Genomic DNA, 14,893 nt, shown 5'->3' on the forward strand with positions numbered 1-14,893 from the left:
TTGCCAAAACTATAGTCGAGGCGTTATTCTATAATAGAAACATATGTTCTGATTTTGGATTAGGAAAGGGGCAAGGAGTTTGGCGAAGCATCAGTTCCAATATAATGAAGATGCGATTCAAGTGTTAGAAGGACTTGAAGCCGTTCGAAAACGCCCGGGTATGTATATCGGGAGTACGGATAGCCGTGGATTGCATCATTTAGTATATGAAATAGTAGATAACTCCGTTGACGAAGCGTTAGCGGGATTTGGCGACGAAATTTCAGTCGTAATACATAAAGATAATAGTATTAGCGTTATAGATAAAGGGCGAGGAATGCCTACGGGAATGCATAAACTTGGGAAACCTACACCTGAAGTTATTTTAACTGTACTTCATGCAGGTGGTAAGTTTGGTCAAGGTGGCTATAAAACGAGTGGTGGTTTACACGGTGTTGGGGCATCAGTTGTAAACGCTTTGTCAGAATGGTTAGTAGTAACAATTAAACGTGATGGTAACATTTATGAACAACGCTTTGAAAATGGTGGCGTTCCTGCAACGACGTTAGAGAAAATCGGGAAAACAAAAGAGTCTGGTACGACAATGCACTTCAAACCAGATACAACGATTTTCAGCACGACAAATTACAATTATGAAACATTATGTGAGAGATTACGTGAATCTGCATTCTTATTAAAAGGAATGAAAATCTCGATAAAAGACGAACGTAATGATTTAGAAGATATATTTCATTATGAAACAGGAATCGAAGCTTTCGTTTCATATTTAAACGAAGAAAAAGATTCAATTCACCCGGTTGTATATTTCACTGGTGAACAAAACGGGATTGAAGCAGAACTAGCATTCCAGTTTAATGATGGTTACTCAGAAAATATTCTTTCGTTTGTAAATAACGTACGTACAAAAGATGGTGGAACACACGAAGCTGGATTTAAAACAGCAATGACGCGTGTGTTCAATGAGTATGCTCGTAAAGTTTCATTATTAAAAGAAAAAGATAAAAATTTAGAAGGTACAGATATTCGTGAAGGTGTAGCGGCTATCGTTTCTGTACGTGTACCAGAAGAAGTACTTCAGTTTGAAGGACAAACGAAGGGGAAACTTGGTACAAGTGAAGCTCGTTCTTCTATTGATGCCATTGTATCAGAGCATTTAGCTTACTTTTTAGAGGAAAACCCGGATGTAGCTACACTTCTTGTGAGAAAGGCAGTTAAAGCAGCGCAAGCACGTGAGGCTGCTCGTAAAGCGAGAGAAGAAGCACGTAGTGGTAAGAAGAAGAAAAAATCAGAAGGTACGTTAAGCGGGAAGTTAACACCTGCACAATCACGTAATCCTCAGAAAAACGAATTGTATTTAGTAGAGGGTGACTCTGCTGGTGGTTCAGCGAAACAAGGACGAGACCGTCGTTTCCAGGCCGTATTACCATTACGTGGTAAAGTAATTAATACAGAGAAAGCAAAGCTTGCTGATATCTTTAAAAATGAAGAGATTAATACAATCATTTATGCGATTGGCGGCGGTGTAGGAAATGAATTTGATGTTGAAGATATTAACTACGATAAAGTTGTAATTATGACCGATGCCGATACGGATGGAGCTCATATTCAAGTATTGTTATTAACGTTCTTCTACAGATATATGAAGCCACTTATCGAAGCGGGTAAAGTGTTTATCGCACTCCCTCCTTTATACAAAGTAAGTAAAGGAAAAGGTAAGAGTGAAGTAATTGAATACGCTTGGTCAGATGAGGAATTAGACGGTGTAACGAAAAAAGTTGGAAAAGGCTATATGTTACAACGTTATAAAGGGCTTGGTGAAATGAATGCGGATCAATTATGGGAAACAACAATGAATCCTGAAACGCGTACATTAATTCGCGTGAAAATTGATGATGCAGCAAGAGCAGAGCGTCGCGTTACAACATTAATGGGCGATAAAGTAGAACCGCGCCGTAAATGGATTGAACGTAATGTACAGTTTGGTATGCAAGAAGAAGGAAATATTTTAGAAAATGAAATGATTATGGAGACGGAGGTGGAATAACATGCAAGCAGAGAAGTTTCATGACCTCCCGCTTGAAGACGTGTTAGGTGATCGCTTTGCACGTTATAGTAAATATATTATTCAAGATCGTGCACTTCCAGATGCACGTGATGGCTTAAAGCCAGTACAAAGACGTATTTTATATTCTATGTATGTAGAAGGTAATGTACATGATAAAGCGTTTCGTAAATCAGCTAAAACAGTAGGTAATGTTATCGGTAATTATCATCCACATGGAGATTCCTCTGTATATGAAGCAATGGTACGCTTAAGCCAAACTTGGAAAGTACGTAATGTTTTAGTTGAAATGCATGGTAATAACGGTAGTGTTGATGGGGACCCAGCGGCAGCAATGCGTTATACGGAAGCTCGTTTATCACCAATCGCATCTGAATTATTACGTGATCTTGATAAAGAAACAGTTGAATTCGTGTCAAACTTTGATGATACGAGTGAAGAACCAGTTGTATTACCAGCAGCGTTCCCGAATTTATTAGTGAACGGATCTACAGGGATTTCCGCTGGTTATGCAACAGAAATTCCTCCGCATCATCTTGGAGAAGTTATTGATGCTACAATGATGCGTATTGATAAGCCAAATAGTACTGTTGATGATTTATTAACAGTTATGAAAGGACCAGATTTCCCAACAGGCGGTATTATTCAAGGGATTGATGGTATTAAAAAGGCGTATGAAACAGGTAAAGGTAAAATTATTATTCGTGGAAAAGCAGAAGTTGAAACAGTGCGCGGTGGGAAACAACAAATTGTAATCACTGAAATTCCTTACGAAGTGAATAAGGCAAACCTTGTAAAGAAAATGGATGAATTACGTCTAGATAAAAAGTTAGATGGTATTGCTGAAGTGCGTGATGAGACAGATCGTACTGGTTTACGAATTGTTGTTGAATTAAAGAAAGAAGCAAACGCCGAAGGTATTTTAAATTATTTATATAAAAATACAGATTTACAAATTCCATATAACTTTAATATGGTAGCGATTAATAATCGTCGTCCAACACTTATGACATTACCAAAAATTTTGGATGCTTATATTGGACATCAAAAAGAGGTTATTACGAGACGTTCGCAATATGAATTAAGAAAAGCAGAAAATCGTCAACATATTGTAGAAGGTTTAAAGAAAGCATTATCGATTTTAGATCAAGTAATCGAGACAATTCGAGCTTCAAAAGATAAACGTAATGCGAAAGATAATTTAAGTGCAAAATTTGGCTTTACAGAAGCACAGGCGGAAGCAATTGTTTCCTTGCAATTATATCGCTTAACGAATACAGACATTACGGCGTTACAAGAAGAAGCAGATGAGCTTAATAAGAAAATTCTAGAGCTACAGTCAATTTTACAAAGTGAAAAAAGATTACTTCAAGTCATTAAAACTGATTTGAAGAGAGTTAAGAAAACATATAGTGATGATCGCCGTGCTATTATTGAAGAACAAATTGAAGAAATTAAAATAGACGTAGAAGTGATGATTCCACAAGAAGATGTCATCGTTACTGTAACGAAAGAAGGATATGTGAAACGTACTGGATGGCGCTCACATAATGCATCAAACGGCAAAGACTTCGGTATGAAAGAGGGTGACATCTTACTTGAACGATTCGATACGAATACGACTGAAACAGTTCTTTTATTCACAAGTAAAGGGAACTATATATATCTTCCAGTATACGAAATGCCAGATATTCGTTGGAAAGATTTAGGTCAGCACGTTGCAAATATCGTTTCACTCGACCGAGATGAAACGATCATTTGGGCAACGGTTGTACCGAACTTTGAGGAAGAAAAACGATTTATCGTATTTGTAACACGAAATGGTATGATAAAGAAAACAGAATTAAATCAATATAAAGTTCAGCGTTATTCAAGGGCATTCGTTGCTGTAAACTTGAAAAAAGATGATGAAGTTGTCGATATATTTGCGACAGATGGAACGAGTGATATCGTTCTTGCTACACATGGTGCATATGCACTTATTTTCCATGAAGATGAAGTAAGTCCAGTCGGTGTAAGAGCTGCTGGTGTGAAAGCAATTAATTTAAAAGAAGATGACTATGTCGCTTCTGGTAAACCGTTAAATGGTGATAAAGATCAACTTATTCTCGTAACGCAGCGTGGTGCTGTAAAACGTCTAAAAGCATCAGAAATTGAAAAATCAACGAGGGCGAAGCGAGGCCTTGTTATTTTCAAAGAGTTAAAACGTAATCCGTACCGCATTGTCGGTATTGAAATTGTTCGGGACGATGAATTAGTTTACATGAAGACAGAGAAAAACATTGTAGAAGAGATTGATCCGAAAGCGTATCGAAATAAAGACCGGTATAGTAATGGTAGCCTAGTGCTAGATGTAAATGATACTGGTGAAGTAGTAGAAACGTGGACGAAGAAAAGACCAGAATAAAGAGGGCATCTTGCTATGAATAGTAGCAAGATGCTTTTTTCTAGGCAATTTATTATGTAAATAATAATAATCTTGTTATAATAACTGAATGAAATCGTTCTCATAAAGTTCAACTAATCGGGCTTTAACAAGCAGTTGATTCCTCACCTAATTCCTTAGCTTTCACTGAATTTTGGGTTAGGAATCTTACTGCTCGTTAAAGCGGCACAAATGGAGGGGCAACATGAAAAAAATAGGTGTAGGGATTGTAGGATTTGGTTTTTCTAGTACGACATTTCATATCCCACTATTACAAACAATAGAAGAATATGATATTCGTGCTGTATTATCCTCAAAAGAAGAGGTAGTAAAAGAAACATTACCAAACGCTAATGTTGTTAGTACAATTGATGAATTGGTGAAGCGAGCTGATGTTGACTTAGTTGTTATTACATCACCTAATACAACTCATTTTCCATATGTAAAAGAAGCAATTTTAAACGGTAAGCATGTTGTTGTAGAAAAACCATTTGTTGTCTCAATTGAAGAGGGGGAAGAGCTTATTTCATTAGCAGAGCAGCATAATGTAATGTTAAGCGTATATCATAATCGTCGTTTTGATAATGATTTCTTAACAATTAAGAAATTGTTAGGAGAAAACAGAGTAGGGAATGTATACGCATATGAATCAAATTTTGATCGTTTCCGTCCACATGTACGTGATCGATGGAGAGAAAAAAATCTACCAGGTTCCGGTATATTATACGATTTAGGATCGCATTTAATTGACCAAGCGTTATCAATATTCGGGAAACCAGATGCGATAAGTGCAGATGTAATAAAACAACGACCAGGTGCAGAGGTGGATGATTATTTCCATATAGTACTTCATTACGGAGTTAAACGTGTCATTTTACGTAGCAGCAGTTATGTGAAAAAAGCTGGACCGCATTTTATAGTGCATGGAGAGAAAGGTTCTATCGTGAAGTACGGTATGGATTCGCAGGAAGAGCAATTAAAAAATGGAATGAAGCCAGGCGATAACGGTTATGGGGTAGACGATGAAGAGAATTTTGCTACGTTAGAAACAGAAGAAAGCCTAGAGCGTATTCCAACAGAAGTCGGTTGTTATGACAATTATTATAAAGGTGTACGAGATAGTATATTAAATGGTGAGAAACTACCTGTAACAGCAAAAGAAGGTTTAGATGTTATTAAATTGATTCAATTAGCGATTGAAAGTAGTGAAAAGGGTAGAGTCATTTCTATAAAATAAAAAAGACACGAAATTCGTGTCTTTTTTATTAGGAATATGTGAATATGATTAATTATTTAGTTTAGTCGTTTATCATACATTAATTGGATTTGTATGCCATAAGGATCTTCAATAATACCATATGCTTCACTAAATATATTTTTTTCTAGCGGAGAGATTATTTTCACATGCTCATCGGAAATTAAATTATTATAAAACGTTTGTATCTCTTCTAAATTAGCGCTTTGAATGCAAAGTGACATGTTATTTCCAACGTTATAAAGTTCATTAAGCTTCATTGTATCTTCCGCTATCATTAGCTTTGTATTCCCAATTTGTAAAACAGAGTGAGCAATATGATCTTTATTTTCACTTGTAATTTTAAAAGAACTATCTCTTTTCGCCAGTTCTTCATACGTAACAATCATTAACTTTTTGGCTTCTAAATTACGTATATAAAAATTAATCGCCTCCTTTGCTTGCCCATTCATTGAAAGAAAAATAGCTATTTCTAATGTCATAAATATATAACTCCTTTATTAGTTGATAATTATAATATAGATTAAAAAGGTTTCAATACATGATACCTTTTTGGGAGGGAAATATGAAAAAAACTGAACGAATAAATGACATGCTTATTTTCTTAAATAATAAAAGATATTTTAATTTAAAAGATTTAATGGCTAGATATGATATTTCTAAAAGTACCGCGTTGCGAGATATTCAATCATTGGAAGAAATAGGTGTACCCATATATTCTGAACTAGGTAGAAATGGAAGTTATAAAATTATAGAAAATAGTGTGTTATCGCCAATTTATTTTAGTGTGGATGAAATGTATGCGCTATACTTTTCAATTCTTACGCTAAATGGATACAAGACAAAACCATTTAATGTAGAAAGTATTGCACTTGAAAATAAATTTAAACATGTATTACCTGATAATGTGAGTAAAAATATTTCAATCATGGAACGAACGCTTTCCTTTGAAGTAACAAATCATAGTAATTTTAGTCCATTCTTAAAAGAAATTTTACAGGGAATTTTTGCTGAGCGAGTTTATCATTTAACATATTTAAAAAAAGGTGAGGAGCAAGCATTGGTTGCCCAATTTATTCGATTAGAATCTAAATTTGGCCAGTGGTATGCTAAAATCTTTAATTTTGAGACAAATAATGTTCAAATAATTAGATGTGATAAAATTCTTTCTATTGTGGAAACGAGCAATATTAATCCAAAAAATCTTGAAGAATTATTAAGTTATCTTACTACTTTTCACAGAAAGCCTGATGCAATTGATTTTAGCGTAATTGTTAATCAAAAAGGAAAGGATATTTTTGATAAAGAGAATTATCCTTCCATGAGGATGCAAAAGGAAAATGAAAATTACATTATAACAGGCTATTTTAACAAGCAAGAATTTGATTTTATTTCAAATTACTTTCTGAATTTCGGTGAAACGATTATCTCAATTCAGCCTGTTATGCTAAAAGAGTTAATCTATAATAAGGTGTTATCTATAAAGCAGCATTTAACCTTTTTAAGATAAAGTTAGTTTAAGTCATTTTTTGATATGAAAAAGCCCTTGCGATTTAAATATCCAAAGGGCTTTTTGGTGATTCTATTTGTTCTTTAGAAAAATTATTTTTCTGGGACGGAGAGTCCATAAAAGAACATCGTAACGATATCTTGTATATGTTTTTCGCGATCTCCTTCAAGAAGTTGTGCCCCAAAATCATCACCTAATTTAGTAAACATTTGAATGTAAAGTAACATCATTTCTTTAGTAAGGTGTGGATTAATTTCGTTTTTGCGCTGAGCTTGTTCTAATATTTCTAAATACCAGGGCAGGATTTTTTCATTTTGATAACTATAAATAAACTTACGGAGTTCTTCGTCCCTTTGCATCATTTGTAGTAACATATCAGGTTGAAATAACCCGCCAGTATTCATTTTTCTTACAATCATTTTTTGCATCATATCATGAAAAGGTAATTTTTCTTCTGCAAGCTCTTTATAATATTGAAATTCAGATATGATAAATTCTTGTATAAGCTCCCTAAATAACGCATCTTTACTTCCGAAATGATTATAAATTGTAACTTGAGAAACGTTTGCTTCTTTTGCGATATGTTCTATTTTCACTTCATTAAATCCACGTTCTGAAAATAATACGAATGCTGCTTCTTTAATGGCACGCTTTTTCTTTTCTTTTACTCTTTCAAAGCCGTTCAATGCAATCACCTCACTTAAAATATACAAGAAAAAATAATGGAAAACAATAATTTTGAAATATGGACTAATAAATATTTCAAAAAGTTGTTGCGAATATGGAAGATGAGGAGTACAATAATTTTGAAATATCACATATTCAATATTTCAAAAAAATGAGGTGGAATTATGATTTCAGTTCAAGATGTCACAAAACAGTTTTCGAATGGAAAAGGTTTGTTTCATATTACATTTGATGTAAAAGAGGGAGAAGTATTTGGTTATTTAGGACCGAATGGTGCCGGAAAATCAACGACGATTCGTAATTTAATGGGATTTATAAAACCGACAGCTGGTAAAGCGACAATTTTTGGATTAGATTGTTGGAATGAAGCAGCGAAAATTCAAAGGGAAGTTGGTTATCTACCGGGTGAAATTTCTTTTATTGAAGGAATGAACGGATTAGAGTTTTTAAAATTAATGCAGGGAATGCGCGGATTAAAGGATACGAAAAGACGAGATGAACTGATAGAGCGTCTGCAATTTGATGTGAAAACACCGATTCGCAAAATGTCTAAAGGAATGAAGCAAAAAGTAGGGATAGTCGCTGCATTTATGCACGATCCAGAGGTGTTAATTTTAGATGAACCAACATCTGGACTTGATCCACTTATGCAACAAGTGTTTATAGATTTAATATTAGAGGAAAAGCAAAGAGGAAAAACAATCCTAATGTCATCACATATTTTTACTGAAATTGAGAGAACTTGTGACAGAGTAGCTATTATTAAAGATGGTCGACTCGTAACGGTTGAAAATATTCACGATTTACAAAGTATGAGAAGACAGGTGATAGATGTAACAGTATCATCACAAGAAGAGATTGAGTCCCTTATAAAGTGTAATTTGCAATTTGAAGCGGTAAAAGGTAGAGAGGCATCTATCATTGTACAAGGAAACTATCAAACTGTTTTACAAACACTTTCAAACTATAATGTAACGGCACTTCAAACGAGAGCGATGGATTTAGAACATTTATTTATGCATTATTACGATAAGAAAGAAGGGGTAACGCATGAATAAGCAATTGTTTTTAGCTAGTTTGAAAGAAACACAAAAAAGTATTTTGAGTTATGCGTGTGGTGCGGCTTTATATTTGTGGTTATTAATTTGGATATTCCCGTCAATGGTATCAGCGAAAGGGCTAAATGAATTAATAGCTGCCATGCCTGATAGTGTGAAAAAAATCGTTGGTATGGAAAGTCCGATTCAAAACGTAATGGATTTTCTAGCGGGCGAATACTATAGTCTATTGTTTATTATCATTTTAACAATTTTTTGCGTAACAGTTGCGACACATTTAATTGCTCGTCATGTAGATAAAGGAGCAATGGCATACTTGCTAGCAACACCTGTATCTAGAGTGCAAATTGCTATTACACAAGCTGCTGTTCTCATATTGGGACTTCTGATTATTGTATCTGTTACGTATGTAGCTGGGTTAGTAGGTGCAGAATGGTTTTTACAAGATAATAACTTAAATAAAGAATTATTTTTGAAGATAAATGTAGTCGGAGGGCTCATATTTTTAGTCGTTAGTGCGTATTCATTTTTCTTTTCTTGTATATGTAATGACGAAAGAAAAGCACTAAGTTATTCAGCGAGTTTAACTATCTTATTTTTCGTATTGGATATGGTAGGGAAGTTAAGTGATAAGTTAGAGTGGATGAGAAATATATCATTATTTACGCTATTTCGTCCGAAAGAAATTGCTGAAGGAACGTATAATATATGGCCTGTAAGTATAGGGTTAACTGCCGGAGCACTTTGTATTTTCATAGTAGCAATTGTAGTGTTTAAGAAGAGGGATTTACCGTTATAAAGTAGAAAGTCCACTAGAAAGTGGGCTTTTTTTATTTGTAAATTAAAACTAGTATGTTTATCGCATAACACTTATAAAGGATATTTATCTTTTTAATTAAGAAAATATTCAAAAAAATGAACCTTTTTCTAGGTTCATACGTCTAATACATGTAAAGTTAAATTGGAAGTGATAAAGTGAGGATGAAACAGGAGGAGCAATTGTGAAAGTAATCCCTTTATATAAAATGATTATAAAAGAAGAAACGGATGTTTCTTTGGCGAAAAAAGGTAATCATGAAGCCTTTATAGCGCTTATGCATACAGAAAAAGTGAAGATGTATCGAATAGCAAAGGCGATGTTACGTGATGAGACAAATATAGAGGATGCGATACAGACAACAATTTTAAAGGCCTATGAAAATATAAAAAAATTAAAAAAAGAAGAATTTTTTCAAACTTGGTTAATTCGAATACTAATAAATGAGTGTAACAATATTATTAGAGCGTATAAAAATGTAATTGTGACAGAAGAGAATGATTACAATATGAGTGCGTGTGATCAGTATGAAGATATAGATTTGTGTAATGCGATTCAATCGTTACATGAAGAATTAAGAGCTGTTACGGTGCTTTATTATTATGAAGATATGAATCAAGAGAGTATAGCAAAGCTGTTAGAAATACCGAAAGGAACAGTGAAATCAAGATTGTCACGCGCGAGGGAACAACTACAAAAACGATTAAAGATGGAATAGGGGGTGTAAAGGATGGATAATGAAAAATTATTTGATGAGAAATTAAAAAAGAGAATAAAAGATGAAAATGTTATAGTACCTCCAGAGTTAAATGAAAAAATTAATGGCACGCTACATAATCTTAAGGTAAAAAAGAAGAGTTACAAAATTCATATGATGATAATTAGTGCAGCGGTTTGTATACTTTCAGTGGTATCTATGTCTGAGTTTTCTATACAAAGTTTTGCGCAAAATGGTGGAGTATTTGAATATGTAAAGAAAAAAGCGTTTTCTGATTTTGAAAATGAAGAAGAAATAAAATCGAATGTACATTATCCAGATAAAGAAAAGATTCATCAAAAAATGCTAGATTCTATTGATTATTTTAAAAATATTTCAGGACAATTTGAGGAATATTCTAGCTCATCAAGAATTGCTACAACATATAAGTATGCGATTGATACGGAGAAACAAAGAGGTATCTCTTCGAAAGAAGATAAACTAGCCAAAAAACGAACAATTATATATAACGAGGGGAAGAAAAAAGAGTTTGATGATGAGAAGTATACCTATAAAGAGACAAAATGGAACCCGAAAGAAAGAAACAATGAACTATTAAAATTAAATCCTACGGAAAGGTTAGTGAGAAAATCAGATGAGAAAAAGCGATATGATGATGAATATATAGGGCTAGCTAAATATAGTATTCAATCAGAATTCGCAGATTTGTTAATTCGATATAAAGATTGGAATTATAAAGAAACGAAATATCTTGGATTAGATTGTTACAAAATTGAAGGAGTCATCAACATAGAGATGCCTGTTAGCACCTCTGAAGATTTAAGAGGGAAATTCGAAATGGTTGTGGAGAAAAATACAGGGATTATGTTGAAATTTCTTAGTTTTCAAGAAGGCTTGATTCAATATTCAGTTACGACTGAATGGATACAAATAGATAAGGGATTGAAAGAAAGTATGTTTCAAAAGGATAGCGCTAAATATGAAAGAATGAAAAACATATTGGATGAATAGAAACAGGAGGAGAGTAAATGGAGAATCATTCATCTTTAAGAGAAGAGAAAAATAAGCAAAAATATAAAAAGAAAACGATAATAAGTTTACTACTGGCGGTATTACTATTTGGTGGAATTGGCTATGGAGCCTATGTATATATGAAAACTTCTAGTCTCGTACAAAAATCTAATTTGAATTTAGCACGAGGTGAAAAATCCAATTTACGTGAGAAATCTGTAAAGCCAATTGCAAATCATGTTTCACTTTTAATTATGGGAATTGATGAAAATCAAGAACGACAAAAGGAATATAATGGTGCATTTCATACAGATGCATTATTGTTAGCGACTTTTAATAAAGACGATAAAACAGTGAAATTAACGAGCATACCGCGTGATACATATACATATGTTCCAGTTGAAAAGAAAAAAGATAAAATAACCCATGCATATGGAAGTGGCTTCGTTAAAAATGGTAGAGATGGAGGACCGCAAGCTTGTGTGGAAGCGGTAGAAAAATTGTTACAGGTGCCCGTTGATTATTTTGTGAAATTTAATTTTGGTTCCTTTACTAAAATTGTTGATGGGTTAGATGGTATTGAAGTGGATGTCCCGGTTGAATTTACGGAGCAAAATAGTAAAGATGAACCTGATGCGATTCATTTGATAAAAGGATTACAAAAATTAAATGGGGAAGAAGCACTTGCACTAGCAAGAACGCGCCATATTGATAGTGATGCAATGAGAGGACAGCGCCAACAACTTGTTATTGAAGCGATTTTAAGTAAATTAAAAAGTGTAGGATCGATTACGAAGCTAGAAAAAATAGTTGAGGCGGTTGATAGTGATTTTAAAACAAATTTAGTAATGGATGATATTTTATCTTTTTATAAATACGGTTTAAACGGTTCAGTTGAAAAAATACAATTAGCTGGTGATGATTTATACTTACCTAATGGCCCAAACGGGCAACGTGTATATTATTATAACCCTAATAAAAAAGATCTACAGAGTTTGAGTAATACTCTTAGAACACATCTAGGGTTAAGTGAAAAGCAAATTGAGGAGAATTAAAGCAGACGAAATGTCTGCTTTTTTATTTTTGTAGAAAAGAGGTTTGTTACGATATACATTATTTATTAACAATAATTTACAAGTTTGTTTATAGTGAAGGGATATAAAGACTATTAAATCAATACATAGAATTCCATGAGGTATAGTGTTTCGAAAGGTTAAGGAATTTTTATGAATATTACTGTAAAAAAATAATTTTTTAAAAATTTTCAATAATAACACTTTACAAAACTCAAAAAATTAGTAGAATAATAGTTAATAAGAATCTTCTGATAAATATATAAAGAGAAACAGAATTATCAGAAAATTCTTAAGTGAGAGCGTTAAGAATTAGGGAGGGTACAGAAAGTGAAAAAGAAAAAAATGAAAAAACTAACAGCGGTTGTAGTACCAGTTTTAGCAATGAGTATGGCATTAACAGCATGTTCTACATCAGGTGGAGATAAGAAGACAAGCACAAATTCTAGCTCTGGTGGAGATAGTAAATCAGAAGGAAAATTAGCAGCAAAACAAGTACTAAATCGTACTGAAACAAATGAGATTCCAACAATGGATACTTCTAAAAATACAGATACATTAGGTTCTCAAATTTTAGGGAACACAATGGAAGGTTTATATCGATTAGATAAAGATAACAAACCAATCCCAGCTGCTGCAGAATCAAGCACGAAGAGTGAGGATGGTAAAAAATATACATTTAAATTACGTAAAGATGCAAAATGGTCAAATGGTGATCCTGTAACAGCGAAAGATTTCGTATATGCATGGCAACGCCTATTAGATCCAAAAACAGCTGCTGAGTATGCATTTATCGCATTCCCAATTAAAAATGCAGAAGCGGTGAATAAAGGTGAAAAACCTGTAACAGAACTAGGAGTAAAGGCAGTAGATGATACTACTTTAGAAGTTGAATTAGAACAAGCAGTACCATACTTCTTAAACTTAGTAGCATTCCCATCGTACTATCCGTTAAATGAGAAGTTTGTAAAAGAAAAAGGGGATAAATACGGTTTAGAGTCTGATACAACAGTATATAATGGACCGTTTGTTCTAACTGATTGGAAGCATGAGCAAGGCTGGAAATTAAAGAAAAATGATCAATATTGGGATAAAAAGACTGTAAAACTAGATGAGATTAATTATAGTGTTGTAAAAGAACCAGCAACACGTGTGAATTTATATGATAGTGGTCAAATTGATGTTGCTTTATTAACGGGAGAGTTTGTTGATAAGTATAGAAATAATAAGGAAGAGTTTGGGACTTATTCACAAGTAAGTACTTACTTTATTCGTATGAACCAAAAACGTGGTGGACAAGATACACCATTAAAGAGTCAAAAATTACGTGAAGCAATTGCCTACTCTATTGATAAGAAAAATTTAGCAAATGTTATTTTAAATGATGGATCTAAACCAGCAGACTTCTTAGTACCGAAAGGATTAGCAACTGGACCAGACGGTAAAGACTTCCAAGAAACATTTAAAAACGGTATCAAACCAGATGCGAAAAAAGCAGCTGCTGCATGGGAAGCAGCGAAAAAAGAACTTGGAAAAGATCAAGTTACAATTGAGCTATTAAACTATGATACTGGTAATGCGAAAAAAGTTGGGGAATATGTAAAAGATCAAATCGAGAAGAATTTAAAAGGTGTAACAGTTAATATTAAACTTCAGCCGTTCAAGCAAAAACTAAAATTAGAAACAGAGCAAGATTATGATATTTCATATGGCGGTTGGAATCCAGATTATGCGGATCCAATGACATTCTTAGATATGTTTGAGTCTAAACATTCTCATAACCAAATGAGCTTCTCTGATCAGAAATATGATGAAATGATTAAAAAAGCTGGTGGAGAATTAATGGGCGATGCGAAGAAACGTTGGGAAGAGCTAGGACAAGCTGAGAAATTACTTCTTGAGAAAGATGTAGCAATTGTGCCTTTATACCAACGTGGTGATGCATATGTTCAAAAACCAAATGTAAAAGGCATCGTTCACCATAACATTAGCCCAGAGTATAGCTTCAAGTGGACATATATGACTGAAAAAGATGGAAAATAATTTTTAAACAGTGATGCTATATTTAAGTGGATGTATACAAGTTTCTTAGCTTATTTTGTAGTGAGAATCTCGTTAGCCACAATAGAAAGATAAAATGATAGAGCATTCCAAAAGTAGATTATTTACTTTTGGAATGCTCTTTTTATTATGAGATTACATGTAAATAAATCGATAGATGTAAGGAAGAATTTGTATCATGACAATTGTAAAAAATACGTTTTACTATAATAAAAA

12 protein-coding genes are annotated in these 14,893 nt (G+C 33.5%); 10 read left to right on the forward strand and 2 right to left on the reverse strand.

The features are described from left to right. Window positions 1-79: 79 nt before the first annotated feature. From parE to BM089_RS16095, 3 genes are all read left to right on the forward strand, one after another. Window positions 80-2,044, forward strand: coding sequence for a DNA topoisomerase IV subunit B (gene parE, locus BM089_RS16085; protein WP_001062197.1), 1,965 nt, complete (start codon window positions 80-82; stop codon window positions 2,042-2,044). Window position 2,045: 1 nt separating this feature from the next. Further along, window positions 2,046-4,469 carry a DNA topoisomerase IV subunit A gene (gene parC, locus BM089_RS16090; RefSeq protein ID WP_001147467.1) on the forward strand — a complete coding sequence of 808 codons (2,424 nt, stop codon included), beginning with the start codon at window positions 2,046-2,048 and terminating at the stop codon, window positions 4,467-4,469. A 223-nt stretch (window positions 4,470-4,692) separates the two neighbouring features. Further along, window positions 4,693-5,724, forward strand: a complete 1,032-nt coding sequence (locus BM089_RS16095) for an oxidoreductase (protein ID WP_090977393.1) — start codon at window positions 4,693-4,695, stop codon at window positions 5,722-5,724. Window positions 5,725-5,780: 56 nt separating this feature from the next. Here the strand turns inward: BM089_RS16095 and BM089_RS16100 are convergent, their stop codons facing one another. Then, the gene (locus BM089_RS16100) at window positions 5,781-6,224 is read right to left on the reverse strand and encodes a VOC family protein (RefSeq protein ID WP_090977395.1); all 444 of its coding nucleotides are present in this window, start codon (window positions 6,222-6,224) and stop codon (window positions 5,781-5,783) included. 59 nt (window positions 6,225-6,283) lie between these two features. Between BM089_RS16100 and BM089_RS16105 the strand changes: the two genes are divergently transcribed. After that, a complete protein-coding gene (locus tag BM089_RS16105) occupies window positions 6,284-7,252 on the forward strand; it encodes a helix-turn-helix transcriptional regulator (RefSeq protein ID WP_089171584.1) in 969 nt (322 codons plus the stop codon). 92 nt (window positions 7,253-7,344) lie between these two features. Here BM089_RS16105 and BM089_RS16110 read toward each other — a convergent pair whose 3' ends face one another. Continuing rightward, complete coding sequence (locus tag BM089_RS16110) at window positions 7,345-7,947, reverse strand: TetR/AcrR family transcriptional regulator (RefSeq protein WP_003291871.1); 603 nt, start codon at window positions 7,945-7,947, stop codon at window positions 7,345-7,347. 156 nt (window positions 7,948-8,103) lie between these two features. Between BM089_RS16110 and BM089_RS16115 the strand changes: the two genes are divergently transcribed. The 6 genes from BM089_RS16115 to BM089_RS16140 all read left to right on the forward strand — a co-directional run bounded on the left by BM089_RS16115 (window position 8,104) and on the right by BM089_RS16140 (window position 14,659). Beyond that, on the forward strand, window positions 8,104-8,997 hold the full coding sequence (locus BM089_RS16115) for an ABC transporter ATP-binding protein (protein ID WP_023522720.1): 894 nt from the start codon (window positions 8,104-8,106) through the stop codon (window positions 8,995-8,997). After that, entirely contained in the window at window positions 8,990-9,796 is an 807-nt protein-coding gene (locus BM089_RS16120) for an ABC transporter permease subunit (protein ID WP_090977396.1), read from the forward strand. Before BM089_RS16115 ends, BM089_RS16120 begins: the two co-directional genes overlap by 8 nt. Window positions 9,797-9,998: 202 nt before the next feature. Then, on the forward strand, window positions 9,999-10,532 hold the full coding sequence (locus tag BM089_RS16125) for an RNA polymerase sigma factor (RefSeq protein WP_023522718.1): 534 nt from the start codon (window positions 9,999-10,001) through the stop codon (window positions 10,530-10,532). A gap of 12 nt (window positions 10,533-10,544) precedes the next feature. Then, window positions 10,545-11,543, forward strand: coding sequence for an anti-sigma factor (locus tag BM089_RS16130; RefSeq protein WP_090977398.1), 999 nt, complete (start codon window positions 10,545-10,547; stop codon window positions 11,541-11,543). 17 nt (window positions 11,544-11,560) lie between these two features. Then, window positions 11,561-12,598: an LCP family protein gene (locus BM089_RS16135; RefSeq protein ID WP_090977400.1), complete on the forward strand. Its 1,038-nt coding sequence runs from the start codon at window positions 11,561-11,563 to the stop codon at window positions 12,596-12,598. 348 nt (window positions 12,599-12,946) lie between these two features. Further along, window positions 12,947-14,659: a peptide ABC transporter substrate-binding protein gene (locus BM089_RS16140; protein ID WP_100910073.1), complete on the forward strand. Its 1,713-nt coding sequence runs from the start codon at window positions 12,947-12,949 to the stop codon at window positions 14,657-14,659. Window positions 14,660-14,893: the final 234 nt, after the last annotated feature.

The organism is Bacillus sp. 5mfcol3.1, from assembly GCF_900114335.1.
GTDB classification, from domain to species: domain Bacteria; phylum Bacillota; class Bacilli; order Bacillales; family Bacillaceae_G; genus Bacillus_A; species Bacillus_A thuringiensis_S.

What these genes read in the sequence shown, in the direction of transcription:
- BM089_RS16095 (WP_090977393.1), top strand. Translation starts at nt 4,693, where the DNA reads ATGAAAAAAATAGGTGTAGGGATTGTAGGATTTGGTTTTTCTAGTACG.
- BM089_RS16105 (WP_089171584.1), top strand. Translation starts at nt 6,284, where the DNA reads ATGATACCTTTTTGGGAGGGAAATATGAAAAAAACTGAACGAATAAAT.
- BM089_RS16120 (WP_090977396.1), top strand. Translation starts at nt 8,990, where the DNA reads ATGAATAAGCAATTGTTTTTAGCTAGTTTGAAAGAAACACAAAAAAGT.
- BM089_RS16130 (WP_090977398.1), top strand. Translation starts at nt 10,545, where the DNA reads ATGGATAATGAAAAATTATTTGATGAGAAATTAAAAAAGAGAATAAAA.
- parC (WP_001147467.1), top strand. Translation starts at nt 2,046, where the DNA reads ATGCAAGCAGAGAAGTTTCATGACCTCCCGCTTGAAGACGTGTTAGGT.
- BM089_RS16135 (WP_090977400.1), top strand. Translation starts at nt 11,561, where the DNA reads ATGGAGAATCATTCATCTTTAAGAGAAGAGAAAAATAAGCAAAAATAT.
- BM089_RS16100 (WP_090977395.1), bottom strand. Translation starts at nt 6,224, where the DNA reads ATGACATTAGAAATAGCTATTTTTCTTTCAATGAATGGGCAAGCAAAG.
- BM089_RS16115 (WP_023522720.1), top strand. Translation starts at nt 8,104, where the DNA reads ATGATTTCAGTTCAAGATGTCACAAAACAGTTTTCGAATGGAAAAGGT.